Below are 26,040 nucleotides of genomic sequence, written 5' to 3' on the forward strand. Positions count from 1 at the left end.
GGCCGCCTCAGGCCGCGTCGAACCACCCCTCGCCGGCCGCCCAGTGCGCGACCCAGCCGGCGAAGCCGGGAGCGGAGGCCGTGTGGCCGGACCCCGCGCCGAACGGCATGGCACCCACGTCGGTCACCAGCCAGATCCGCCCCCGTTGGGGGCCGGTGACGACGAGATGCCAGTTCATCGCGCACCCGTCCGTCCCCAGCACGACGGAACCGTGGTTGAGCACCTGCTCGATGACCGCCTCGGGGTCCTCGTACGAACGGTCCTCCTCCTCCCAGAGCCACTGCTCCGTGAGCGGGAACGGCTTGGCCAGGTCCCGCTCGGTCCCGTTGTCGTCCCAGTCCGAGGGCAACTCGGCCAGTCCCACGAGACCGTACTCGGGCGGACCCTGGAACGACCCGTCGGAGATCTCCGCGACGAACGTGCGGTACGGCTCCGGAAGTATCACCCCGTGCTCCGCCTCGAAGGCGCGCACCGCCTCCCAGCCGAGCGCCGACTCCCCACCGTCGTCCACGGCGAAGGCCTCGCGCAGGGCCGCCAGTTCGGCGGCATCCGCCTGATCGATGTTCATGCCCCATGGAACCACCCGGCACCGACAACCGGCCCGCGAGGCGTTCGGGCATGCGAAAGGGGCGGCTCCATAGGGGTGGAGCCGCCCCTTCCAGGTTCCGGCCCCGGTACGGAGGGGCCGTCCCCCGCCGCCGGCCCCGGTCAGGGGGGCGGGCACCGGAGGCGGGTCTTCTTCGCCGGGCCGTCGGACCTACTTCTTGTCGAGCAGGTCCTGCACCCTGCCGCGGACGTCTTCCGTGGCGAGACCGCGGATCGTCAGCGTCGTACGGCGGCGCAGCACGTCGTCCACCGTCTCCGCCCACTCGTTGTCGCGGGCGTAGACGACCTGCGCCCAGATCTCGGGGGCGTCGGGGTGGACGCGCTCGCGCAGCTCGGGGTTGTCGTTGGCCAGTCGCGCGATGTCGAAGGCGAGCGAGCCGTAGTGGGTGGCCAGGTGCCTGGCGGTGTCGGCCGCCATGCGGGGGCCGGGCGCCGGGTTGTCGACCAGCAGCCGGTGGGCGACCGCGCGCGGGTTGGCGACGCCGGGCAGCGGCAGCTTCTTCGGCAGCGAGGAGATCGGCTCGAAGTCGTCGCCCAGCGGGTGGCCCGGCAGCGCCTCCAGCTTCTGCATGACCGTACGGCCGATGTGCCGGAAGGTCGTCCACTTGCCGCCGGCGACGGACAGCATGCCGCCCCTGCCCTCGGTCACCACGGTCTCGCGCTTGGCCTTCGCCGTGCTGCCGGGCCCGCCCGGCAGCACGCGCAGACCCGCGAAGGCGTAGGTGATCAGGTCACGGTCGAGCTGCTGGTCGCGGATGGAGAACGCGGCCTCGTCGAGTATCTGGGCCGTGTCCTTCTCGGTGACCGCGACGTCCGCCGGGTCGCCCTCGTACTCCTCGTCGGTGGTGCCGAGCAGCAGCATGTCCTCCCAGGGGAGGGCGAAGGTGATGCGGTACTTGTCGATGGGGGTCGCGAGCGCGGCCTTCCAGGGGGCGGTGCGCTTCAGGACCAGGTGGGCGCCCTTGGACAGGCGGATGGACGGAGCCGCGTTCGGGTCCTCCATCCTGCGCAGGTGGTCGACCCACGGACCGGTGGCGTTCAGCACCAGCCGGGCGTTGACGCCGAACTCGTCGCCGGAGAGCCGGTCGCGCAGCTCGGCGCCCGTGACCCGGCCCTTGGTGAAGCGCAGGCCGGAGACCTCGGCGTGGTTGAGGACGACCGCGCCCGCCTCGACGGCCGCACGGACCGTCATCAGCGCCATGCGCGCGTCGTTCATCTGGTCGTCGCCGTACACGGCCACGGCCTTGAGGTTGTCGGTGCGCAGCTCGGGCACGTCCTGCGCGGCCTTGGCCGGGGACAGGAGATGACCGACGCCGTCGCCGAACGCCGACAGTGCGGAGTAGGCGAAGACGCCCGCCCCGAGCTTCGCCGCGCCGTGCGGCCCGCCCTTGTACACGGGGAGGTAGAACGTGAGCGGGTTCGCCAGGTGAGGTGCCACCTGGCGGGAGACCGCACGGCGCTCGAAGTGGTTCTCCGCCACCAGCTTCACCGCGCCGGTCTGCAGGTAGCGCAGACCGCCGTGGAGAAGCTTGGAGGAGGCGGAGGAGGTGGCGCCGGCGAAGTCGCCGGCGTCGACCAGAGCCACCCTGAGCCCGGACTGCGCGGCGTGCCAGGCGGTGGAGATGCCCAGGATGCCGCCGCCGATGACGAGAAGGTCGAACGACGCCTTGGAGAGCTGTTCCCGGGTCTCGGCACGGCTCGGGTTCGAGCCGGACGCCGGGTGCGTCCCCAGGGCAGGCACGGACTTCAGGGTGGTCTGACTGGTCATGTGGGGTTCTTACTCCTCGTCCTCGAGCCAGCCCATGGTCCGCTCGACGGCCTTGAGCCAGCTCTTGTACTCACGGTCGCGGGTCTCCGCGTCCATGCGGGGGGTCCATTCGGCGGCCCGGCGCCAGTTGGCGCGCAGTTCGTCGGTGCTGGTCCAGAAGCCGACGGCGAGGCCGGCGGCGTAGGCGGCGCCGAGGCAGGTGGTCTCGGCGACCATCGGGCGCACCACGGGGGCGTCCGCGAAGTCCGAGAGCGTCTGCATCAGCAGGTTGTTGGAGGTCATGCCGCCGTCGACCTTGATCGCCGCGAGCTCGACGCCGGAGTCCTTCGTCATGGCGTCGGTGATCTCACGGGTCTGCCAGGCCGTGGCCTCCAGGACGGCGCGCGCGAGGTGCGCCTTGGTGACGTACCGGGTGAGGCCGGCGATCACACCGCGGGCGTCGGAGCGCCAGTACGGGGCGAACAGACCGGAGAAGGCCGGCACGAAGTAGGCGCCGCCGTTGTCCTCGACCGAGAGCGCGAGGGTCTCGATCTCGGCGGCGGTGGAGATCAGGCCCATCTGGTCGCGCATCCACTGCACCAGCGAACCGGTGACGGCGATCGACCCTTCGAGGGCGTAGACCGCCTTCTGCTCGCCGATGCGGTAACCGACCGTGGTGAGCAGGCCGTTGTAGGAGTTGACCGGCTTCTCACCGGTGTTCATCAGCAGGAAGGTGCCGGTGCCGTACGTGGACTTGGCCTCGCCCTCGGCGAAACAGGTCTGGCCGAACAGGGCCGCCTGCTGGTCACCGAGCGCCGAGGCGACCGGGATGCCGCCGAGCAGGTCGCCCAGCTTGCCGCCGGTGACCTCGCCGTACACCTCGGCGGAGGAGCGGATCTCCGGCAGCACGTTCAGCGGGACGCCGATGGACTCGGCGATCTTCTCGTCCCACTCCATGGTGTGCAGGTTCATCAGCATGGTGCGGGAGGCGTTGGTGACGTCGGTGACGTGCTTGCCGCCGTTCACACCGCCCGTGAGGTTCCAGATGACCCAGGTGTCCATGGTGCCGAAGAGGATGTCGCCCGCCTCGGCACGCTCGCGCAGGCCGTCGACGTTGTCGAGCAGCCAGCGCGCCTTCGGGCCGGCGAAGTACGAGGCCAGGGGGAGGCCCGTCTCGCGGCGGAAGCGGTCCTGGCCGACGTTGCGGCCGAGCTCCTTGCAGAGCGCGTCGGTGCGGGTGTCCTGCCAGACGAGGGCGTTGTGGACGGGCTGGCCGGTGTTCTTGTCCCACAGCAGCGTGGTCTCACGCTGGTTGGTGATGCCGATCGCCTTGATGTCGTCGCGGGTGATGCCGGCCTTCGCGATGGCCCCGGCGACGACCTCCTCGACGTTGGTCCAGATCTCGGTGGCGTTGTGCTCCACCCAGCCCGGCTTCGGGAAGATCTGCTCGTGCTCCTTCTGGTCGACGGAGACGATACGGCCGTCCCGGTCGAAGACGATGCAGCGCGAGGAGGTGGTGCCCTGGTCGATGGCGGCGATGAAGGGGCCGGCGGTGTGCGCGTCGGTCACGGTGTGCTCCTGGGTTTCCGTGGATGGGGGGCGGTGCGTACGGTGCTGATGACTACGCGGTGCGGCTGGTGCTCTTAAGCAAAAGCGACGTTGTAGATGCCCGCAGCGATCGCGCCGCCGATCAGCGGACCGACGACCGGGATCCAGGCGTAGCTCCAGTCGGAGCCGCCCTTGTTGGGCAGGGGCAGGAGGGCGTGCACGATGCGCGGACCGAGGTCACGGGCCGGGTTGATCGCGTAGCCGGTCGGGCCACCGAGGGACAGACCGATCGAGACCACCACGAGCGCGGTGATCAGAGCGCCCAGGTTGCCGAGGCCGTTGCCCTTGTCGTTCAGGCCCTGCGTGAGCACGGCGAGGACCAGCACGATGGTGCCGATGATCTCGGTGGCGAGGTTCTGCCAGACGACCCGGATCTCCGGACCGGTGGAGAAGACGCCGAGGACCGGTCCCGCGCCCTTTTCCCGCGCCTCGACGGACTTGGCCGGCGTGGCCTCCGCCTCCGGCTCGCCGACGATCTCCGTGTCGGTGAGGTGCGCGTGGAACTGACCGTAGTAGGCGACCCAGACCAGGGTGGCGCCGATGGCGGCACCGAGCAGCTGCCCGGCCCAGTAGACCGGAACGTTGCTCCAGTCGTCGTCCTTGATCGCGAGTGCGAGGGTGACCGCCGGGTTGAGGTGGGCGCCGGAAAGGGGCGCCGAGGTGTAGACAGCCGTCAGAACGGCGAAACCCCACCCGAAGGTGATGGCGAGCCAGCCGGCGTTGCGGGCCTTGGAGGCCTTCAGCGTGACGGCGGCGCAGACGCCACCGCCCAGCAGGATGAGTATGGCGGTACCGATGGTCTCGCCGATGAAGATGTCGGAGCTGGACACCCGCGACTCCTTTGTCCTTCGTCCAGGGAAGCCGAACCCCGGGTCCCACCGGGGGTTCGAGCGCCCTCGGGGGTGAGAGCGATGCCGGCCTTTGACGTTGTCACACTCTAGCGCGTATTGCCGGTAGGTGTTCGACAATGTCGACCGATGGACGGGAGTCTTGCCCCGGGGTTACGTGTGCGTCAAGAGTGTTGTTCTCGAAAGCGCGATCGTTATTGATCGCCGCGAGTCTTCGATCTTCGCGCCGGTGCTCACACCTCACCCCTTTTGCCCAGTTCAAGGGGTTGTCGCAGCGTATGGCAAAGGCCGGGACCCGTACGGCGTCCCGGCCTGCTCTTAGGTACTTCTCAGGAGCGGTACCGCTCAGGGGCGGCACCCGTCGGGAGCGGCACTGCCTGGAGGCGGCGCTTCCCGGGAGCGGGGGGCCGCTCAGAAGCGCCCGCCGCCCAGGTCCCGCGACACCGCGCGGGCACAGTCGCGGACCGCGGCGATCAGCTCGGGGCGCACCTCGCCGTCCCGGCCCAGCCGCTCCACCGCGCCGGTGATGCCGACCGCGCCGACGGGCATGCGCCGCCGGTCGTGGATGGGTGCGGCGACGGAGGCCACGCCCTCCCAGGTCTCCTCGATGTCGGCCGCGTACCCCCGCGCGCGGGTGAGGTCGAGGATGCGCTCGAAGGCCTCGGGTTCGCACACCGTACGGTCGGTGAACGGCTTGCGCTCGGCCTCCAGGGCCTCGCTGTGCGCGACCGGGTCGTAGGCCGACAGCACCTTGCCCAGGGCCGTGGAGTGCAGCGGCTGCATGGCGCCGATCTCCAGCACCTGCCGGCTGTCGTCGGGCCGGAAGACGTGGTGCACGATCAGCACGCCCTTCTGGTGCAGCACTCCCAGGTGGACGCTCTCACCGCTGGAGCGGGCCAGGTCGTCCGTCCACACCAGGGCGCGCGCGCGTAGCTCGTGCACGTCCAGGTAGGTGGTGCCCAGGCGCAGCAGCTCCGCGCCCAGCTGGTACCGCCCGGAGGCGTCGTCCTGTTCGACGAAGCCCTCCTGCTGGAGGGTGCGCAGGATGCCGTGGGCGGTGCCCTTGGCCAGGCCCGTGGACGAGGCGATGTCCGACAGGCCCAGCCGCCGTTCGCCGCCCGCGAGCAGCCGCAGCATCGCGGCCGCGCGTTCGACCGACTGGATGTTCCGTGCCATCGCCGTCCTGCCTCCGTCCCCTTCGGCCGCCCGCGCACGGCATCTGCCGCCGTCGTTCGGCAATGTCGAACACTACCGGTCCATGTCGACCTTCCGCTAACGTTCGGTCGATCCGTGTTACGTCACTTGTCTCCCCGGAGTGGCGCGCACGACGCACGGCAGTGGGCCGGTCGAGTCCGGCCGCAGCACCGCTCGTGGTCCGCTGGTGCGGGACCGCCACACCCGTCCGTCCCGTGGACGCCCCCGACCATAAGGCCTCCGTCCCGGCTACCCTGACGGCGTGCGCTCTCCTCGGGGCGGCTTCCTGCCCGCGTCCCGAGGTGAGGCAAAGCCGACAGCCGTCGCATCTGAGGGAGCCCTTTCATGGCCTCTGTGCCGCCGACCCCTTCCGCCGACAGCCGGACCCGCGTGTCCGAGCTCCGAGAGGCCCTGGCCACCCGTGTGGTGGTGGCCGACGGAGCGATGGGCACCATGCTCCAGGCCCAGGAGCCCACCCTCGAGGACTTCGAGAACCTCGAGGGCTGTAACGAGATCCTGAACATCACCCGGCCGGACGTCGTCCGTTCCGTGCACGAGGAGTACTTCGACGCGGGTGTGGACTGCGTCGAGACCAACACGTTCGGCGCAAACCACTCGGCCATGGCCGAGTACGACATCGCCGAGCGGGTGTACGAGCTGTCCGAGGCGGGTGCCCGCATCGCCCGCGAGACCGCCGACGCCTTCGCCGGACGTGACGGACGCACGCGCTGGGTGCTCGGCTCGATCGGCCCCGGCACCAAGCTGCCCACCCTCGGCCACATCGCCTACGGCACCCTGCGCGACGGCTTCCAGGCCAACGCGGAGGGTCTGCTCGCCGGCGGCGCGGACGCGCTGATCGTGGAGACGACGCAGGACCTCCTTCAGACGAAGTCGTCGATCCTGGGCGCCAAGCGCGCGATGGAGGCGACCGGCGTCGACGTGCCGCTGCTGGTCTCGATGGCGTTCGAGACGACCGGCACCATGCTGCTCGGCTCGGAGATCGGCGCTGCCCTGACCGCCCTCGAGCCGCTCGGCGTCGACATGATCGGCCTGAACTGCTCGACGGGACCGGCCGAGATGAGCGAGCACCTGCGCTATCTGGCCCGGCACTCCCGCACCCCCCTGCTGTGCATGCCGAACGCCGGCCTGCCGATCCTCACCAAGGACGGCGCCCACTTCCCGCTCGACGCCGAGGGCCTGGCGGACGCCCAGGACACCTTCGTACGCGACTACGGGCTGAACCTGGTCGGCGGCTGCTGCGGTACGACGCCCGAGCACCTTCGGCAGCTCGTGGAGCGGGTCCGGGGGGCCTCGCCCGCCGAGCGGCACCCGCGGCCCGAGCCCGGCGCCGCCTCGCTCTACCAGACCGTGCCCTTCCGCCAGGACACGGCGTACATGGCGATCGGTGAGCGTACGAACGCCAACGGGTCGAAGAAGTTCCGTGAGGCGATGCTGGAGGGCCGCTGGGACGACTGTGTGGAGATGGCCCGGGACCAGATCCGCGAGGGCGCCCACATGCTCGACCTGTGCGTCGACTACGTGGGCCGGGACGGCGTCGCCGACATGGACGAGCTGGCCGGCCGCTTCGCCACCGCCTCCACCCTGCCGATCGTCCTGGACTCCACCGAGGTCCCGGTCATCCGGGCGGGCCTGGAGCGGCTCGGCGGCCGCGCGGTCATCAACTCCGTGAACTACGAGGACGGCGACGGCCCCGAGTCCCGCTTCGCCAAGGTCACCGAGCTGGCCAGGGAGCACGGCGCGGCGCTGATCGCGCTGACCATCGACGAGGAGGGCCAGGCCCGTACCGTCGAGACGAAGGTCGCCATCGCCGAGCGGCTCATCGAGGACCTGACGACGAACTGGGGCATCCAGGAGTCGGACATCCTCATCGACTGCCTGACCTTCACCATCTGCACCGGCCAGGAGGAGTCCCGGGGCGACGGAGTCGCCACCATCGAGGCGATCCGCGAGCTGAAGCGCCGCCGCCCCGACGTGCAGACCACCCTGGGCCTGTCGAACATCTCCTTCGGCCTGAACCCGGCCGCGCGCATCCTGCTCAACTCGGTCTTCCTCGACGAGTGTGTGAAGGCGGGCCTGGACTCGGCGATCGTGCACGCGTCGAAGATCCTCCCCATCGCCCGCTTCAGCGAGGAGGAGGTCACCACCGCCCTCGACCTGATCCACGACCGCCGACGCGAGGGTTATGACCCCCTGCAGAAGCTGATGGCGCTGTTCGAGGGCGCCACCACCAAGTCCCTCAAGGCCGGCAAGGCCGAGGAACTGGCCGCGCTGCCCCTGGACGAGCGCCTCAAGCGGCGGATCATCGACGGCGAGAAGAACGGCCTGGAAGCCGATCTCGCCGAGGCCCTGCAGACCCGCCCCGCCCTCGACATCGTCAACGAGACGCTCCTGGACGGCATGAAGACGGTCGGCGAGCTGTTCGGCTCGGGCCAGATGCAGCTGCCGTTCGTGCTGCAGTCGGCCGAGGTGATGAAGACCGCGGTCGCCTACCTCGAACCGCACATGGAGAGGTCGGACGCCGAGGGCAAGGGCACCATCGTGCTGGCCACCGTGCGCGGCGACGTGCACGACATCGGCAAGAACCTCGTCGACATCATCCTGTCCAACAACGGCTACAACGTCGTCAACCTCGGCATCAAGCAGCCGGTCTCGGCGATCCTGGACGCGGCCCAGGAGCATCGGGCGGACGTCATCGGGATGTCGGGGCTGCTGGTGAAGTCCACGGTGATCATGAAGGAGAACCTGGAGGAACTCAACCAGCGCAAGATGGCCGCCGACTACCCGGTCATCCTCGGCGGCGCCGCCCTGACCAGGGCCTACGTCGAACAGGACCTGCACGAGATCTACCAGGGCGAGGTCCGCTACGCCCGTGACGCCTTCGAGGGCCTGCGCCTGATGGACGCCCTGATCGGCGTCAAGCGCGGCGTGCCCGGCGCGAAGCTGCCCGAGCTGAAGCAGCGCCGGGTCCGCGCGGGCGCCGCCGTCGTCGAGACCGAGGAGCGCCCGGAGGAGGGCCACGTACGTTCCGACGTGGCCACCGACAACCCCGTCCCGAAGCCGCCGTTCGAGGGCACCCGGGTCATCAAGGGCATCCAGCTCAAGGAGTACGCCTCCTGGCTGGACGAGGGCGCCCTGTTCAAGGGGCAGTGGGGCCTCAAGCAGGCCCGTACCGGTGACGGGCCGAGCTACGAGGAACTCGTCGAGAGCGAGGGCCGCCCGCGGCTGCGCGGTCTGCTGGACCGGCTGCAGACCGACAACCTCCTCGAGGCGGCCGTCGTCTACGGATACTTCCCCTGTGTGTCCAAGGACGACGACCTGATCATCCTGGACGAGCAGGGCAACGAGCGCACCCGCTTCACCTTCCCCCGCCAGCGCCGTGGCCGCCGCCTGTGCCTGGCCGACTTCTTCCGGCCGGAGGAGTCGGGGGAGACGGACGTGGTCGGCTTCCAGGTCGTCACCGTCGGCTCCCGCATCGGCGAGGAGACCGCCAGGCTCTTCGAGTCGGACTCCTACCGCGACTACCTCGAGCTGCACGGCCTGTCCGTGCAGCTGGCCGAGGCCCTCGCCGAGTACTGGCACGCCCGCGTGCGCGCCGAACTCGGCTTCGGCGGCGAGGACCCGGCCGACGTCGAGGACATGTTCGCCCTCAAGTACCGCGGCGCCCGCTTCTCCCTCGGCTACGGCGCCTGCCCCGACCTGGAGGACCGCGCGAAGATCGCCGAGCTGCTGCGGCCCGAGCGGATCGGCGTCCACCTGTCGGAGGAGTTCCAGCTCCACCCCGAGCAGTCCACCGACGCCATCGTGATCCACCACCCCGAGGCGAAGTACTTCAACGCACGGTGACGCGCCCGTGCCACTGAGCACACCGATCGGACAGGCCGTACACTTGTCGGTCCACTGAAGGCCGGTTCCCCACAGCGGGAACCGGCCTGCTCGTCCCTCAAGGAGGTACGTGGATGACCAGCACGGTTCCCGCGCCACTCACCCGCACGGCCGAAGGCTCCGCCCTGGAGGCCGTGCTGCTCGACATGGACGGCACCCTGGTGGACACCGAGGGTTTCTGGTGGGACGTCGAGGTCGAGATCTTCGCCGGCCTCGGCCACACACTCGACGACTCGTGGCGCCATGTCGTGGTCGGCGGACCGATGACCCGCAGCGCCGGGTTCCTGATCGAGGCGACCGGGGCCGACATCGACCTCGCCGACCTCAGCGTCCTGCTCAACCAGGGGTTCGAGGACCGCATCACCCGCGCCCTGCCCCTGATGCCGGGAGCCGCCCGGCTGCTCGCCGAGCTGGCCGAGCACGAGGTGCCGACGGCCCTCGTCTCCGCCTCCCACCGGCGCATCATCGACCGCGTCCTCGCCTCGCTCGGCACCGGGAACTTCCGCCTCAGCGTGGCCGGCGACGAGGTCGCGCGTACCAAGCCGTACCCCGACCCCTATCTGTTCGCGGCCGCCGGGCTCGGCGTGGACCCGGCCAGATGCGCCGTCATCGAGGACACCGCGACCGGGGTCGCCTCGGCGGAGGCGGCAGGCTGCCATGTGGTCGCGGTGCCCTCGGTGGCCCCGATCGCGGCGTCCCACCGACGCACCGTCGTCCCCTCACTGGAACAGGTCGACCTGACATTCCTGCGCGACCTGATGCCGCTCCGATGATCGGCCCCGCGATCATTGGTGAGGGACCGATGACCGAAATGCCATAGGAGTTCACCCAGCGTGCACCGCCGATAACAAGGAATTCGGCGGGTGTACGCGCGGTGGAATTCCGATCTTCGGCAACGCTTCGGCGGCGGCCGAATTCCACCCCTTACGAACCCCGTATGGCGTGTGACGTTCCCCACCCGTCCGGGGGTCGACAGCTGACTCTCCGTGTGTATTCCGCCCTCGTGAAGAGGGTTCGGGTGCGCCTTTGTGTCCCGATTGATGAGTGGCTGTACGAATCCTTCCGCTGACGGCTGTTCAGTGCGTCCGCGGCCGGTTTCGCAGCGTGATGGTGATTCAACTCCGGTGGCCGCGAACCTTCGTGCTGGTGCGGACTAATCTCATCGCGAGAACATCGCCCTTACCCCGTGATCCGCCGCGACACCCCTGCATGCCGGGTACACGGACTCGACAGCTCTGGAGAAACTCGAGCATGAACCGCAAGACTTTGGTGCTGCCGGCCGTGGTAAGTCTGCTCGCGCCCGTACTCGCCGCCTGCGGCGCGTCCGACGGCGGTAGCGGCAGTGGGGACGCCATCGTCTTGGGCACCACCGACCGGTTCACCGCAACCAAGGACGCCCCGGCCCCCCTCGACCCGGCGTACTCCTACGACGTCGGCACCTGGAACATCCTGCGCCAGACCGTGCAGACCCTGATGATCCAGCCCAAGGGCGAGGGTGAACCCGTCCCGGAGGCGGCCCAGAGCTGCGGCTTCACCGACACCGGCAACGAGCGCTACGCCTGCAAGCTGCGCAGCGGCCTGAAGTTCGCGGACGGCGAGGCCGTCACCGCCAAGGACGTCAAGTTCTCCATCGAGCGCGCCCGCACCATCAAGGCCGACTCCGGCGTCTTCGCCCTGCTGTCCACGATCGACACCATCGAGACGCAGGGTGACAACGAAGTCATCTTCCACCTCAAGACCGCCGACGCCACTTTCCCCTTCAAGTTGTCGACCCCGGTCGCCGGCATCGTCAACCCGAAGGACTACGAGAAGGACAAGCTGCGCGACGGCTTCTCGATCGACGGCTCCGGCCCCTACACCCTCAAGGCCGACACCGACGGCGACGAGATGACCAAGGCCGTGTTCACCAAGAACCCCAACTACAAGGGGACGCTCGAGGTGAACAACGGCCAGGTCGACATGGTCTCCTACAAGGACGCCGACGCCATGAGCACCGCCCTCGAAAAGGGCGACATCGACCTCATGACCCGCACCATGTCGCCGGAGCAGATCCAGAAGCTCTCCGAGTCCTCCGCGACCGGGGACATCGGCCTCGTCGAGCTGAGCGGCCTCGAGATCCGCTACCTGGCCTTCGACACCACCGACCCGTCGGTCAAGTCCAAGGCCGTGCGTCAGGCGATGGCCCAGGTCGTCAACCGCGCCGCGCTCGTCTCCGAGGTGTACGGCTCCCAGGCCGAGCCCCTCTACTCGCTGGTCCCGGCCACCCTCACCGGCCACTCCAACTCGTTCTTCAACACCTACGGCGACCCGAACGTCACGAAGGCCAAGTCCCTGCTGGCCGACGCGGACATCACCGCCCCGGTGAAGCTGACCCTGAACTACACGACCGACCACTACGGCCCGGCCACCAAGCAGGAGTTCGAGGTGCTGCGGAAGCAGCTCAACGACAGCGGCCTGTTCGACGTCACCATCAAGGGGACCCCCTGGGACGCGTTCGTCCCGGCCGAGCGCAAGGGCGAGTACGCCGTCTACGGCATGGGCTGGTTCCCCGACTTCCCCGACGCCGACAACTTCGTCGCCCCGTTCCTCGACAAGGACAACTTCCTCAAGTCCCCGTACTCCAACAGCGACATCATCGACGACCTGATCCCGGCCTCCCGCCGCGAGGCCGACCGCCTCAGCGCCGCCAAGAACCTGACGAAGATCCAGGACATCGTCGCCAGGGACGTTCCGATCCTCCCGCTGTGGCAGGGCAAGCAGTACGTCGCCGCCAACAACGACGTCACCGGCACGGCCTACGTGCTCAACTCCTCCGCGACCCTCCAGCTGTGGGAGCTCGGCCACGGTGTGAGCAACTGACACACCCCCTGCCGGGGCCCCGGACCGCGGCCCCGGTGTGCACAGAACCGAAGACAAGGCATTTTGTGAACCTGCGTAACCAGTGGCCAGTCCTGCCGATCGTGGCGGGACTGGCCTCCGGCCTGTTGACCGGCTGTGGCACCCAGAGCGGGGGATCCGGGGGTGACGGCGCCGCCCTGGTCCTGGGGATGTCCGACGACGTCCTCGCCACGGACCCCGCCTCCGGCTACGACCCGGGCTCCTGGCTGTTGTTCAACAACGTTTTCCAGTCACTGCTGAGCTTCCCCAAGGGCGGCACGGAACCCGAGCCGGACGCCGCCCGGGAGTGCTCCTTCACCGACACGCGGACCCAGGTCTACACGTGCACCCTGAAGGACGGCCTGAAGTTCAGCAACGGTGACGCGCTCACCTCCGAGGACGTCAAGTTCTCCTTCGACCGCATGCGGAAGATCGACGACGACGCCGGCCCGGCCATCATGTTCCCCATGCTCGACAAGGTCGAGACCCCCGACGCCAAGACCGTCGTCTTCAAGCTCAAGGTCCCCGACGCCACGTTTCCCAGCAAGATCGCCTCGGGTGCCGGCTCCATCGTCGACCACCGGGAGTACGACGCCGGCAGCCTGCGCGAGGACGGCGCCGCCGTCGGCTCCGGCCCCTACAGGCTGGACTCCTTCGGCGACGGCGAGGCCGTCTTCTCCGTCAACGACACCTACCGGGGCAGCGCCGACGACGCCAGGAACACCGGCGTCACCCTGAAGTTCTTCAGTGGCGACCAGAAGGCCCTCGAGCAGGCCCTGCTCGCGAACGAGATCGACATCGCCTACCGGGGCCTCGCCGCCACCGACGTCGCCGACATCCAGCAGAGCACCGACGACACGGGCGCCAAGGTCGTCGAGGGCAGCAGCGCCGAGGTCCAGCACCTCGTCTTCAACATGGACGATCCCGTAGCCGGAAAGCTCGGCGTCCGCCGGGCCATCGCCCATCTGATCGACCGCGAAGCCCTGATCAAGGACGTCTACGAGGGCACCGCCGACCCCCTCTACTCGATCGTCCCGGCCGGTGTCGCCGGCCACACCACCGCCTTCTTCGACCGCTACGGCGCCCGTCCCTCCCGGGACCGGGCCGCCGCCGCGCTCGCCGACGAGGGCATCACCGGCAAGGTGAAGCTCACCCTCTGGTCCACCCCGACCCGCTACGGTCCGGCCACCGACCAGGAGATGAAGGCCGTCGCGGCGCAGCTCAACGCCAGCGGCCTGTTCGACGCCGACGTCAGGTCGGTCGCCTACGGCCAGTACGAGAAGGACATCGCCGAGGGCAAGTACGGCGTCTACGTCAAGGGCTGGGTGCCCGACTACCCGGACGCCGACAACTTCACCTCGCCCTTCTTCGGCAAGGGCAACGTGCTGAGCAACAACTATGCCAACGCCGCCATCACCGGCACGCTCATCCCGCGCACCGCCGCTCAGAGCGACCGCACCGCCACCGACGCGGACTACGCCGAACTCCAGGACATCGTCGCCGCGCAACTGCCCGTCCTGCCCCTCTGGCAGGCGAAGCAGTACGCGGTCGTCGGCGCGCACGTCTACGGCCTGGAGAACTGCCTGGACGCCTCGACGGTGTTCCGCTTCTGGGAACTCAGCAAGAGCTGACAGCCACGACGGCCGGCACGGTCACGCGGCCACCACTTCACGCAGGCCGCGCGCAACGTCCGTACGAAAGAAGGCGCCCCCGGTCGAGGGGGCCCCTTCTCTCGTCTCTCCGTACGCCGCCTACTGCGCCCCGGGACGCACCAGACCGCTCTCGTACGCGTACACCGCCGCCTGTACCCGGTCGCGCAGCCCCAACTTGGTCAGCACATGCCCCACATGGGTCTTCACCGTGGTCTCGCTGACGAACAGGTCGGCGGCGATCTCGGCGTTCGACAATCCCCGGGCCACCAGCTTCAGTACCTCCACCTCACGGTCGGTCAGCGTGTGCAGCGTGTCCGGCACCGGATCGTCGCCGGACGGCAGATGCGTGGCGTACTTGTCGAGCAGCCGACGCGTGATGCTCGGTGCCAGCATGGCCTCACCGGCGGCCACCACCCGGATCGCCTGCACCAGTTCATTGGCGGGCGCGTCCTTCAGCAGGAACCCGCTCGCGCCGGCCCGCAGCGCCTCGACCACGTACTCGTCGAGGTCGAAGGTGGTCAGGACCAGCACCTTGGCCGGCCCGTCCCGCCCCGGCCCGGTGATCTGCCGGGTCGCCTCCACCCCGTCCATCCGCGGCATGCGGATGTCCATCAGCACCACATCGGGCTGCAGTGCCCGCACTTGGTCGAGAGCCTGCAGACCGTCTCCGGCCTCGCCGACGACCGCGAGATCCTGCTCGGCCTCCAGGATCATCCGGAAGCCGGTGCGCAGCAGCGGCTGGTCGTCGACCAGTAGGACGCGGATGGCCACGTATGTCTCCTTCTCTAGCCCGGCCCCATTCTGCCCTGCGCCCCGCCCTCGGACTCGGCCGCCCTCACCGGCAGCGTCACGGGAAGCGGATACGGCGGGGGAGTACCACCGAACTCCGGGCAGTGCGCCTGGTGGTCGCACCAGCCGCACAGCTTGGTCGGCCGGGGCCGCCACTCACCTGTCTCCGTCGCCAGCCGGATCGCCTCCCACAGCGCGAGCAACTTGCGCTCGACCCGCTCCAGATCGGCCAGGACCGGGTCGTACGTCAGCACCTCACCACTGCCGAGGTACACGAGCTGAAGCCGCCGGGGGATGACGTTCTTCAGCCGCCACACGACCAGGGCGTAGAACTTCATCTGGAACAGCGCGCCCTCGGCGTACTCCGGCCGGGGCGCCTTGCCCGTCTTGTAGTCGACGATGCGTACCTCGCCGGTCGGTGCCACATCGACCCGGTCGATGATCCCGCGCAACCGCAGCCCCGACTCCAGCTCCGCCTCGACGAACAGCTCCCGCTCGGCGGGCTCCAGCCGCGTCGGATCCTCCAGCGTGAACCAGCGCTCGACCAGCCGCTCCGCCTCCACCAGCCAGCCGGCCAGCCGCTCGCCCTCCGGATCGTCGGCGAACAGCTCCACGACCTCGGGCCGCGTCTCCCGCAGCCTGTCCCACTGTCCCGGGATCAGCGACTTGGCCCGCGGCGCGGTCCGCTCGGCCGCCGGAGCGTCGAACAGCCGCTCCAGGACCGCGTGCACCAGCGTGCCCTTGGTGGCCGCCGGGCTCGGCTTCTCCGGCAGCCGGTCGATCACCCGGAACCGGTACAGCAGCGGGCACTGCATGAAATCCCCGGCGCGCGAGGGCGAGAGCGAGGCGGGCGCTTTGGCGGCCACCGCCGTCACGACCGTCTCCGTCACCACCGCCTCGGGCCCGACCGTCTCCGTGGGTGCCGGATCCTCCACGACACCGTCATCGCCCATCCGGGCGACGCCCTCGCTGCTGCTCTCCATGACCCAAGACCTTACGGCCCACCACTGACAGTCACCCAGCCGCGCACCCCACATCACCCCGGACACCGGGGGCGAGCGGGGAAACACGGGGGGTGCCGGGGCGGAACACGTCACGACCGCCGCATACCATCGGTCCGAGACCCTCCCGCCCGGCACGAGCGGGGGACGCTTCGATCGAGGGGACACCGTGGTGGAAAGCGGCGGGAGCGGGCGGCCGCGGCCGGACAACGAGCAGTCGGCCGAGCACCCCGCGACACCTGCGTCTCCGGCCACCGACCTCGCGCAGACCCCGGACCCCGGCACCCCCGGCCGGGCCACGCCCGACGCGGAACCGGCGCCCAGCCGCTCCGAGGCACCGGAGCCGAGCGGAGCCGCGCCCGCCGAAGCCGTGCCCGCCGAAGCCGCGCCCGCCGACGGCGAGAGCGCTCCCCAGGGGCCCTCCGCACGCGAAGACGGCAGCCGCACGGCCGCTGCGAACGGAAGCGACAAGGGCGAATCCGACGCCGAAGCCGCAACTGGGCCCGGCGACGAAACCGCGCCTGCGGCCGAAGCCGGGCCCGCGGCCGAAGCCGGGCCCGCGGCCCAAGCGGGGCCTGGGGACGAAACCGCGCCTGCGGCCGAAGCCGGGCCCGGGGCCGAGACCGCGCCCGGGGCCGAGACCGCGCCCGCGGCCGAAGCCGAAGCCGGGCACGGGGCCGCGTCACCTGCCGAGGTCAGGGCCGAGGTCGGGGAACCGACAGCTTCCACCCCCGCACCCGCCCCCGCACCCGCCCCCGTGTCCTCCCTCCCCAAAGGCCCTCCGCCCCCGCGCCCCCCGGAGCAGCCCCGCGGCGGTCTCCTCATGGGCCGCCCCTTCGGCGTACCCGTCTACGTAGCCCCCAGCTGGTTCCTCGTCGCCGCCCTCATCACCTGGGTCTTCGGCAACCAACTGGACCGAGTGCTTCCCGAACTCGGCGTCGCCCGCTACCTCGTCGCCCTCTTCTTCGCGGTCGCCTTCTACGCCTCCGTGCTCATCCACGAGCTCGCCCACACCATCGCCGCCCTCCGCTTCAAACTCCCGGTCCGCCGTATCCAGCTGCAGTTCTTCGGCGGCGTCTCCGAGATCGAGAAGGAAGCCGAGACCCCCGGCCGCGAGTTCTGGCTCGCCTTCGTCGGCCCCCTGCTCTCCCTCGTGCTCGCCGGCGTCTTCTACCTCGCCATGCAGCCCGTGGAGCGCGGCACCGTCCCCGGAGTCCTGCTGGCCGGCCTGATGATCTCCAACCTGATCGTGGCGATCTTCAACCTCCTCCCCGGCCTCCCCCTCGACGGCGGCCGCATGCTCCGCGCCGTCGTCTGGAAGATCACCGGCAGGCCCATGAGCGGCACCGTCGCCGCCGCCTGGGTCGGCCGCGCCCTCGCCGTCTCCGTCCTCATCGGCCTGCCCCTGCTCACCCAGTCCGGCGCCCTCGGCTCCAGCGCCGAGGACAGCGTCGGCATGGACACCGTCACCGACGCCCTGCTCGCGGCCATCCTCGCCGCGATCATCTGGACCGGCGCCGGCAACAGCCTGCGCATGGCCCGGCTGCGTGAACACCTCCCCGAACTGCGCGCCCGCACCCTCACCCGGCGCGCCGTCCCCGTCGAGACCCACACCCCCCTGTCCGAGGCCCTGCGCCGAGCCAACGACGCCGGCGCCCGCGCCCTCGTCGTCGTCGACGCCAACGGCGAACCGCTCTCCCTCGTCCGCGAGGCCGCGATCGTCGGCGTACCCGAACACCGCCGCCCCTGGGTCGCCGTCAGCGGTCTCGCCCAGGACCTCAGCGACGGCATGCGCGTCTCCGCCGAGCTCGCCGGCGAGGGCCTCCTCGACGTCCTGCGCGCCACCCCCGCCACCGAGTACCTCGTGGTCGAGGAGACCGGCGAGATCTTCGGGGTGCTGTCCGCCGCCGACGTCGAGCGGGCCTTCGTGAAGGCCATGGCCAGACCGTCCTAGCCGGGCCGTACCCGTGGTCGGCGCCTCCGGCAAACCCCGGTAGGCTGTTCACATGTCCGAACCGACCGGTGCCGCCCGCAGGCGCGGGCCCTTCAAGGTCGGGGACCAGGTTCAGCTGACCGATCCCAAGGGCCGCCACTACACGTTCACGCTCGAAGCCGGGAAGAACTTCCACACCCACAAGGGTTCCTTCCCGCACGACGAACTGATCGGTGCTCCCGAGGGCAGCGTTGTCCGCACCACCGGGAACGTCGCCTATCTCGCGCTGCGCCCCCTGCTCCCCGACTACGTCCTGTCCATGCCCCGCGGGGCAGCCGTCGTCTACCCGAAGGACGCGGGGCAGATCCTCGCCTTCGCCGACATCTTCCCCGGCGCACGCGTCGTCGAGGCCGGCGTCGGCTCCGGCTCGCTGAGCAGCTTCCTGCTGCGCGCCATCGGCGACCAGGGCATGCTGCACAGCTACGAGCGACGCGAGGACTTCGCGGAGATCGCCCAGCAGAACGTGGAGCGCTACTTCGGCGGCCCGCACCCCGCCTGGCAGCTCACCGTCGGCGACCTCCAGGACAACCTGTCCGACACCGAGGTCGACCGCGTCATCCTCGACATGCTGGCCCCCTGGGAGTGTCTGGAGGCCGTCTCCAAGGCGCTCGTGCCCGGCGGCATCCTGTGCTGCTACGTCGCGACCACCACCCAGCTCGCGCGGACCGTGGAGTCCATCCGCGAGATCGGCTCCTTCAACGAGCCGACCTCCTGGGAGTCGATGATCCGCAACTGGCACGTGGAGGGTCTGGCCGTCCGCCCGGACCACCGGATGATCGGCCACACCGGCTTCCTGCTCACCGCCCGCCGCCTCGCCGACGGAGTCGAGCCGCCCATGCGCCGACGCCGCCCGGCCAAGGGCGCCTACGGCGAGGACTACACTGGCCCCAACGCCGACGGTGGCAGCGGCCGCTGACACGGCCCCAGCACAGCGCTCAACGACGAGGCGCCGTGACCCAGTTCCCGGACCGACCCGGAACTCGGCCACGGCGCCTTGTCGTTGGCACTCTCGGACGCCGATCCGACACCTGGTCCGACATACGTCCGGGCCCCGGGTCGGGACCCGGCAGGGCAGCCGTCCCGGGACTCGATCCGCCGGCGGTCGGCAGAGCCCTGCACCGGGCGGCGATCCGTCCGAAATCCCGTACCCCGCCGTTCCCCCACCGTGTGACGTGTGGCACGATGCTGGCCAATCCCCCACCCCCACCGGCACAGCCATCACAGGAGACCCTGCCAGTGCAGCAGTCCGCCGTCCCGGAACTGGCACACACCCACGCCCGGCCCATCCACTGGGTCGCGACCGCCACCGCTCTCGCCGGTGTCGTCGCCCTCTCCTCGCTCCTGCAACCCAAACCCGCGACGGCCGCCCAGGCGACCGGCCAGGATGCCAGGCCCGCCCCCGTCACCGCCGCGGCCCCCGCCACCACCGGCGTCGACTTCCCCATCGAATGCGGTCCCGTGCAGGCCCTCGTGGTCAGGAAGGCCACCGGCGACCTCGACGGCGACGGTGCCCCGGAAACGGTCGCGGTCGTCCACTGCGACGCCTCCATGGGCACCCCGCCCGACGGCGTCTACGTCCTCACCCGCGGCGCGGACAGCGCCCACGCGCGTGTGGTCGCGACCCTCGTCGATCCCAGGACCCGCAACACCGTCACGAGCCTCTCGGTCACCGACGGAGCCGTCCTCGCCACGCTTCTCGGCTACTCCACGGCCGACATACCCAGTTGCTGCCCCGACGTGAAGGACAGCGCCAAGTGGCAGTGGAAGGACCACGCGTTCATCCGCTCGACACCCGCGGGCGCCCACAGCGTCTGATCCGGGCCACCGGCCTGTGAGAAATCAGACAGGTGTCACGGTCGGCTTCCGGAGCCTCACTCCGCGTCAGGGCCGTAGACCTCGACGCTGTCCGAAACCCGTCGCACATGAATACAGTCACCCGGGCACTCCCGCGCCGAGTCCACCACGTCCGTCAACAGAGGCAACGGCACCGGCGTCGTGGCCCCCTTGGCCAGGAGGAGCTCGTCGTCCCCGCCCTTGACGTAGGCCAGGCCGTCGATGTCCAGCTCGAACACCTCCGGCGCGTACTGCGCGCAGATCCCGTCGCCGGTACAGAGATCCTGGTCGATCCAGACCTCCAGCGCCTCGCCGCCGACCTCGGCCTCCTGCTGCACGCCCATATCTCCTGCCGTTTACTGTCGAGCCGCAAGGGAACGATGCAGGCTCTGACGGGTGTTGAACACTTCGACCCTACCCTCGGCGGCTTCCCAACCATCTTCGGTGGGTATCCCCCTGGCGTGAGGGAGAGCGCAAGGGTGAAGATCGGACACACCTCGACAGTCTTTGTGATCTAGGGGTTTCAATCGACACCCACCCAGGTAGGGTCTGGAAGCGTCCAGCTCCCCTTGGAGGAGGTGAGGACCGTGGCAGCCCACGACGACGACATGAACCGCGGCATCCGCCCGGGACGAGGGTCCGACGACCCGTCCGGGCAGATTGCCTACCTTGAGCAGGAGATCGCCGTCCTGCGGCGCAAGCTCGCCGACTCTCCGCGACACACGAGGATTCTCGAAGAGCGGATCGTCGAGCTACAGACAAACCTGGCCGGCGTGTCCGCCCAGAACGAGCGACTCGCCAACACGCTCCGTGAGGCCCGCGACCAGATCGTGGCCCTCAAGGAAGAGGTCGACCGGCTCGCCCAGCCGCCGGCCGGCTTCGGTGTCTTCCTCTCGGCGAACGAGGACGGCACGGCCGACATCTTCACCGGAGGCCGCAAACTCCGGGTGAACGTCAGCCCCGGCGTCGAGCTCGAGGAGCTCCGGCGCGGCCAGGAAGTGATGCTCAACGAAGCGCTCAACGTGGTCGAGGCCATGGAGTACGAGAGCGTCGGCGACATCGTCACCCTCAAGGAGATCCTCGAGGACGGCGTGCGCGCCCTCGTGCAGGGGCACACCGACGAGGAAAGGGTGGTCCGGCTCGCCGAACCCCTCCTGGACGTCGTCATCCGCCCCGGCGACGCGCTTCTGCTCGAACCCCGCTCCGGATACGTCTACGAGGTCGTTCCCAAGAGCGAGGTCGAGGAACTCGTCCTCGAAGAGGTCCCCGACATCGGCTACGAGCAGATCGGCGGCCTCGGCGGACAGATCGAGATGATCCGCGACGCGGTCGAGCTCCCGTATCTGTACCCCGACCTCTTCAAGGAGCACGAGCTGCGCCCGCCCAAGGGCGTCCTGCTCTACGGACCGCCCGGATGCGGCAAGACGCTCATCGCCAAGGCCGTCGCCAACTCGCTGGCCAAGAAGGTCGCCGAGGTCACCGGCCAGGCCACCGGCAAGAGCTTCTTCCTCAACATCAAGGGCCCCGAACTCCTCAACAAGTACGTCGGTGAGACCGAGCGGCAGATCCGCCTCGTCTTCCAGCGCGCCAGGGAGAAGGCCTCCGAGGGCACCCCCGTCATCGTCTTCTTCGACGAGATGGAATCCCTCTTCCGCACCCGCGGCTCCGGCGTCAGCTCCGACGTGGAGAACACCATCGTCCCGCAGCTCCTAGCCGAGATCGACGGCGTCGAAGGCCTGCAGAACGTGGTCGTGATCGGTGCCTCCAACCGTGAGGACATGATCGACCCGGCCATCCTGCGCCCCGGCCGCCTCGACGTGAAGATCAAGATCGAGCGCCCGGACGCCGAAGCGGCCAAGGACATCTTCCAGAAGTACCTCACCGAACGCCTCCCCCTGCACTCCGAGGACGTGGGCGAACACGGCGGCGACAGGACCATCACCGTCCAGAGCATGATCCAGACGGCCGTGGAACACATGTACGCCGAATCCGAGGAAAACCGCTTCCTGGAAGTCACCTACGCCAACGGCGACAAGGAAGTCCTGTACTTCAAGGACTTCAACTCCGGCGCGATGATCGAGAACATCGTCGGCCGGGCCAAGAAAATGGCCATCAAGGACTTCCTCGACCACAACCAGAAGGGCCTTCGGGTCTCCCATCTCCTCCAGGCCTGTGTGGACGAGTTCAAGGAGAACGAGGACCTGCCCAACACCACCAACCCCGACGACTGGGCCCGGATCTCCGGAAAGAAGGGCGAACGGATCGTCTACATCCGTACCCTCATCACCGGAAAGCAGGGCGCGGACACCGGACGCTCCATCGACACGGTGGCGAACACCGGACAGTACCTGTAAGAACAGGGCGGCTGCGGGTGCCCACGACGGGTACCCGCAGCCGACTGTTTTCCGGGCCACGGCTGGAGCAAGGCAATGACGCAAATGATCTCCCCACCAGCGCGGAGGCGTTCTAGGCTCTTCCGTACCGCCGGGTCGCGCAGTGCGGGGACGGGCACCGCACACGCACCGGAGCACCACCGGTATCTGAGCGGCGCCCACGACCGAGGGTGCCGCCGGGCAAGGAGGGCCGCATGACCGTACGGCGAGTAATGGGCATCGAGACGGAGTACGGCATCTCCGTCCCCGGCCACCCCAACGCCAATGCCATGCTCACCTCGTCCCAGATCGTCAACGCCTACGCGGCGGCGATGCACAGGGCCCGCCGGGCCCGCTGGGACTTCGAGGAGGAGAACCCGCTGCGGGACGCGCGTGGCTTCGACCTCGCTCGCGAGGTCGCCGACTCCAGCCAGCTCACCGACGAGGACATCGGCCTCGCCAACGTCATCCTCACCAACGGCGCACGGCTCTACGTCGACCACGCGCACCCCGAGTACAGCGCCCCGGAGGTCACCAACCCCCGTGACGCCGTCCTCTGGGACAAGGCCGGCGAGCGGATCATGGCCGAGGCCGCCGAACGCGCGGCCGCGCTGCCCGGCGCCCAGCCCATCCACCTCTACAAGAACAACACCGACAACAAGGGCGCCTCCTACGGCACGCACGAGAACTACCTGATGAAGAGGGAGACCGCCTTCTCGGACATCGTGCGCCACCTCACGCCCTTCTTCGTCTCGCGCCAGGTGGTCACCGGCGCAGGCCGCGTCGGAATCGGCCAGGACGGCCATGAACACGGCTTCCAGCTCAGTCAGCGCGCCGACTACTTCGAGGTCGAGGTCGGCCTGGAGACGACGCTGAAGCGCCCGATCATCAACACGCGCGACGAGCCGCACGCCGACGCGGAGAAGTACCGCCGGCTGCACGTGATCATCGGCGACGCGAACCTCTCCGAGATCTCGACGTACCTGAAGCTGGGCACGACGGCCCTGGTCCTGTCCATGATCGAGGACGGCTTCATCGCCGTGGACCTGGCGGTCGACCAGCCGGTCCGCACCCTTCACCAGGTCTCCCACGACCCGACCCTGAAGCGACTGGTCACCCTGCGCAGCGGCCGCACGCTCACCGCGGTCCAGTTGCAGATGGAGTACTTCGAGCTGTCGCGCAAGTACGTGGAGGAGCGGTTCGGCTCGGACGCCGACGACCAGACGAAGGACGTCCTGGCGCGCTGGGAGGACACCCTGAACCGCCTGGAGAACGACCCCATGAGCCTCGCCGGCGAACTGGACTGGGTCGCCAAGCGGGAGCTCATGGAGGGCTACCGGCGCCGTGACAGCCTCGACTGGGACGCCGCGCGCCTGCATCTCGTCGACCTCCAGTACGCCGACGTACGGGCCGACAAGGGCCTCTACAACCGTCTCGTGGCCCGCGGGCGCATCAAGCGCCTCCTGGACGAGTCCGAGGTCGAGCGGGCGATCACGAAGCCCCCGGAGGACACCCGCGCGTACTTCCGCGGTCGCTGTCTGGAGCAGTACGCCGATGACGTGGCCGCCGCCTCCTGGGACTCGGTGATCTTCGATCTGCCGGGCCGGGACTCGCTCCAGCGTGTCCCAACCCTCGAACCCCTTCGCGGAACGCGAAATCACGTCAAGGAGCTTCTGGACCGCTGCCGTACGGCAGAAGACCTGGTCAGGGTCCTTTCGGGCGGCTGACCGGCCGTCTGTACGGAACCTGCCGGACGGGTGGAAACGCCTCCGTCCGGGAATCATCGAGGTGGCCCCCGTACGTTGTCGCAACTGCGGGGCCGATGTCGGACCCGGCTTGTAGGGTCTGATCATCACCGATCGGCAGGAATGCCGACCTGTCGACCATGTCGGGCGAAAGAGCGGGGTGAGGGTTATGGCGACCAAGGACACCGGCGGCGGCCAGCAGAAGGCGACGCGGTCCACGGAGGAGGCCGAGGAGCAGGCGCCCGAGGCGCAGGCGTCGGAGGACCTCAAGGAGCGTCAGGAGAAGCTGAGCGACGACGTGGACTCGGTTCTTGACGAGATTGACGATGTACTCGAGGAGAATGCCGAGGACTTCGTGCGAAGTTTCGTTCAGAAGGGTGGCGAGTAGTCTTCGAATTGAAGGCTGCGGGGGGCTCTGAACTTGACAATCGAAGATGCCGTGAAGAGCTGCTCGCGGTGCAGGGAGGCGAAGCCGCGGGCAGCCTTCGCCGGCAACAAGGCGGCCCGGGACGGGTTGCAGGCCTACTGTCGGGAGTGCTGGGCGGCCTATCACCAGGCTCGTCAACTCGCGAAGGGCCGGAATGTGAGGCCGCGGGTTGAGCCGCCCGAGGGGCACAAGTACTGCCGCAGCTGTAAGGAGATCAAGCCGCACGGTGAGTGGCACCGCAACGCCACAGCGTCCGACGGCCTTGCGACCTGCTGCAAGGCCTGTAAAGCCGTCAAGGGGCGCCGAGGACACCTGAAGCGCCACTACGGCATGACGGAAGCCGAGCGTGACGCCATGGTCGCGTCTCAGATGGGGCTCTGTGTGATCTGCCTGAAAGCTCCTGCCGTACATGTGGATCACTGCCACGAGACGGGTAGGGTCCGTGGCGTACTGTGCTTCAACTGCAATTCGGCCATCGGCAAGTTGGGAGACGATCCCGACGCTGTTCGTCGGGCAGCCGCTTACCTGGAAGGAACTCCATGGAAGCCAACACTCGTAGCACCGGGCGTCTACCGGCTGCCTTCCTGACGCCCGGGTCCTCGTCCTTCATGGACTTTCTCTCCGACCACCAGCCGGAGCTGCTGCCCGGCAAGCGGCAGCTGCCTCCGACGCAGGGTGTGATCGAGGCGCCGCACGGCACGACGATCGTCGCCGTGACGTTCCCCGGTGGTGTCGTGCTCGCCGGTGACCGTCGCGCCACGATGGGCAACGTCATCGCGCAGCGGGACATCGAGAAGGTCTTCCCGGCCGACGAGTACTCGGCCGTCGGTATCGCCGGTACCGCCGGTCTGGCCGTCGAGATGGTGAAGCTGTTCCAGCTGGAGCTGGAGCACTTCGAGAAGGTCGAGGGGGCGCAGCTCTCGCTGGAGGGCAAGGCGAACCGGCTGTCGACCATGATCCGGTCCAACCTGGGCATGGCCATGCAGGGGCTGGCGGTCGTGCCCCTGTTCGCCGGGTTCGACGTGGACCGGGACAGGGGCCGGATCTTCTCCTACGACGTCACGGGCGGTCGCTCCGAGGAGCACAACTACGCCGCCACCGGCTCCGGCTCGATCTTCGCGCGCGGGGCGATGAAGAAGCTCTTCCGCAACGACCTGTCGGAGGAAGAGGCCACGACTCTCGTGGTCCAGGCCCTCTACGACGCGGCGGACGACGACTCGGCGACCGGTGGTCCCGATGTCGCGCGCCGGATCTACCCCATCGTCACCGTGATCACCGATGACGGCTTCCGCCGGCTCACCGACGAGGAGTCGTCGGAGATCGCCCGCGCCATCCTGGCGCGTCGCCTGGAGCAGCCGGACGGCCCGCGCGCCGCCCTGCTGTAGCCGGCGGCCCCGTTCTCATCCCAGGTGATCCAGTGACTTCGACAGAAAGGGACGGATAAC

Annotated in this window: 20 protein-coding genes; 12 read left to right on the plus strand and 8 right to left on the minus strand. The window is 69.3% G+C overall.

Annotated elements, in window-relative coordinates; all coding sequences use genetic code 11:
• Positions 1-7: 7 nt before the first annotated feature.
• The 5 genes from ACFWBB_RS11300 to ACFWBB_RS11320 form a co-directional block, all read right to left on the minus strand.
• Complete coding sequence (locus ACFWBB_RS11300; RefSeq protein ID WP_385269524.1) at positions 8-568, minus strand: SMI1/KNR4 family protein; 561 nt, start codon at positions 566-568, stop codon at positions 8-10.
• A 189-nt stretch (positions 569-757) separates the two neighbouring features.
• Positions 758-2,374, minus strand: coding sequence for an FAD-dependent oxidoreductase (locus tag ACFWBB_RS11305; protein WP_385269526.1), 1,617 nt, complete (start codon positions 2,372-2,374; stop codon positions 758-760).
• Between the two features lie 9 nt (positions 2,375-2,383).
• The gene (gene glpK / locus ACFWBB_RS11310; protein WP_385269528.1) at positions 2,384-3,922 is read right to left on the minus strand and encodes a glycerol kinase GlpK; all 1,539 of its coding nucleotides are present in this window, start codon (positions 3,920-3,922) and stop codon (positions 2,384-2,386) included.
• 74 nt (positions 3,923-3,996) lie between these two features.
• Positions 3,997-4,791, minus strand: coding sequence for an MIP/aquaporin family protein (locus ACFWBB_RS11315; RefSeq protein WP_385269530.1), 795 nt, complete (start codon positions 4,789-4,791; stop codon positions 3,997-3,999).
• 429 nt (positions 4,792-5,220) lie between these two features.
• Positions 5,221-5,985: an IclR family transcriptional regulator gene (locus ACFWBB_RS11320; protein WP_385269532.1), complete on the minus strand. Its 765-nt coding sequence runs from the start codon at positions 5,983-5,985 to the stop codon at positions 5,221-5,223.
• A 363-nt stretch (positions 5,986-6,348) separates the two neighbouring features.
• Between ACFWBB_RS11320 and metH the strand changes: the two genes are divergently transcribed.
• The 4 genes from metH (at position 6,349) to ACFWBB_RS11340 (ending at position 14,414) form a co-directional block, all read left to right on the plus strand.
• On the plus strand, positions 6,349-9,867 hold the full coding sequence (gene metH / locus ACFWBB_RS11325; RefSeq protein WP_385269534.1) for a methionine synthase: 3,519 nt from the start codon (positions 6,349-6,351) through the stop codon (positions 9,865-9,867).
• 113 nt (positions 9,868-9,980) lie between these two features.
• The gene (locus tag ACFWBB_RS11330) at positions 9,981-10,679 is read left to right on the plus strand and encodes an HAD family hydrolase (RefSeq protein WP_385269536.1); all 699 of its coding nucleotides are present in this window, start codon (positions 9,981-9,983) and stop codon (positions 10,677-10,679) included.
• Positions 10,680-11,157: 478 nt separating this feature from the next.
• Positions 11,158-12,765 carry an ABC transporter substrate-binding protein gene (locus ACFWBB_RS11335; RefSeq protein WP_385269538.1) on the plus strand — a complete coding sequence of 536 codons (1,608 nt, stop codon included), beginning with the start codon at positions 11,158-11,160 and terminating at the stop codon, positions 12,763-12,765.
• Positions 12,766-12,830: 65 nt separating this feature from the next.
• The gene (locus ACFWBB_RS11340; RefSeq protein ID WP_385269540.1) at positions 12,831-14,414 is read left to right on the plus strand and encodes an ABC transporter substrate-binding protein; all 1,584 of its coding nucleotides are present in this window, start codon (positions 12,831-12,833) and stop codon (positions 14,412-14,414) included.
• Positions 14,415-14,534: 120 nt separating this feature from the next.
• Here ACFWBB_RS11340 and ACFWBB_RS11345 read toward each other — a convergent pair whose 3' ends face one another.
• Positions 14,535-15,206 carry a response regulator transcription factor gene (locus tag ACFWBB_RS11345; protein WP_189926438.1) on the minus strand — a complete coding sequence of 224 codons (672 nt, stop codon included), beginning with the start codon at positions 15,204-15,206 and terminating at the stop codon, positions 14,535-14,537.
• A gap of 14 nt (positions 15,207-15,220) precedes the next feature.
• The gene (locus ACFWBB_RS11350) at positions 15,221-16,207 is read right to left on the minus strand and encodes a RecB family exonuclease (protein ID WP_385269542.1); all 987 of its coding nucleotides are present in this window, start codon (positions 16,205-16,207) and stop codon (positions 15,221-15,223) included.
• Positions 16,208-16,595: 388 nt separating this feature from the next.
• Here ACFWBB_RS11350 and ACFWBB_RS11355 point away from each other — a divergent pair, with 388 nt between their 5' ends.
• The 3 genes from ACFWBB_RS11355 to ACFWBB_RS11365 all read left to right on the plus strand — a co-directional run bounded on the left by ACFWBB_RS11355 (position 16,596) and on the right by ACFWBB_RS11365 (position 20,033).
• Positions 16,596-18,179, plus strand: a complete 1,584-nt coding sequence (locus ACFWBB_RS11355; protein ID WP_385269645.1) for a site-2 protease family protein — start codon at positions 16,596-16,598, stop codon at positions 18,177-18,179.
• 52 nt (positions 18,180-18,231) lie between these two features.
• Positions 18,232-19,134: a tRNA (adenine-N1)-methyltransferase gene (locus tag ACFWBB_RS11360; RefSeq protein WP_385269544.1), complete on the plus strand. Its 903-nt coding sequence runs from the start codon at positions 18,232-18,234 to the stop codon at positions 19,132-19,134.
• Positions 19,135-19,454: 320 nt separating this feature from the next.
• Positions 19,455-20,033 carry a hypothetical protein gene (locus ACFWBB_RS11365; protein WP_385269546.1) on the plus strand — a complete coding sequence of 193 codons (579 nt, stop codon included), beginning with the start codon at positions 19,455-19,457 and terminating at the stop codon, positions 20,031-20,033.
• Positions 20,034-20,089: 56 nt separating this feature from the next.
• On the opposite strand, the gene ACFWBB_RS11370 is transcribed toward ACFWBB_RS11365, so the two are convergent.
• Entirely contained in the window at positions 20,090-20,395 is a 306-nt protein-coding gene (locus tag ACFWBB_RS11370) for a ferredoxin (protein ID WP_385269548.1), read from the minus strand.
• A 243-nt stretch (positions 20,396-20,638) separates the two neighbouring features.
• Between ACFWBB_RS11370 and arc the strand changes: the two genes are divergently transcribed.
• From arc to prcB, 5 genes are all read left to right on the plus strand, one after another.
• On the plus strand, positions 20,639-22,405 hold the full coding sequence (arc, locus tag ACFWBB_RS11375; protein WP_385269550.1) for a proteasome ATPase: 1,767 nt from the start codon (positions 20,639-20,641) through the stop codon (positions 22,403-22,405).
• 233 nt (positions 22,406-22,638) lie between these two features.
• A complete protein-coding gene (gene dop / locus ACFWBB_RS11380; RefSeq protein ID WP_385269552.1) occupies positions 22,639-24,150 on the plus strand; it encodes a depupylase/deamidase Dop in 1,512 nt (503 codons plus the stop codon).
• A 187-nt stretch (positions 24,151-24,337) separates the two neighbouring features.
• Positions 24,338-24,556: a ubiquitin-like protein Pup gene (locus ACFWBB_RS11385; RefSeq protein WP_189926427.1), complete on the plus strand. Its 219-nt coding sequence runs from the start codon at positions 24,338-24,340 to the stop codon at positions 24,554-24,556.
• A gap of 51 nt (positions 24,557-24,607) precedes the next feature.
• On the plus strand, positions 24,608-25,183 hold the full coding sequence (locus ACFWBB_RS11390) for an endonuclease VII domain-containing protein (RefSeq protein ID WP_385269647.1): 576 nt from the start codon (positions 24,608-24,610) through the stop codon (positions 25,181-25,183).
• Positions 25,135-25,980 (plus strand): proteasome subunit beta, encoded by an 846-nt coding sequence (gene prcB, locus ACFWBB_RS11395; protein WP_385269554.1) that lies wholly within the window; start codon positions 25,135-25,137, stop codon positions 25,978-25,980. The genes ACFWBB_RS11390 and prcB overlap by 49 nt, the downstream gene beginning before the upstream one ends.
• Positions 25,981-26,040 lie beyond the last annotated feature (60 nt).

Origin of the sequence: Streptomyces sp. NPDC060000 (assembly GCF_042737375.1) — a bacterium.
In the GTDB taxonomy this organism is placed as follows: Bacteria; Actinomycetota; Actinomycetes; order Streptomycetales; family Streptomycetaceae; genus Streptomyces.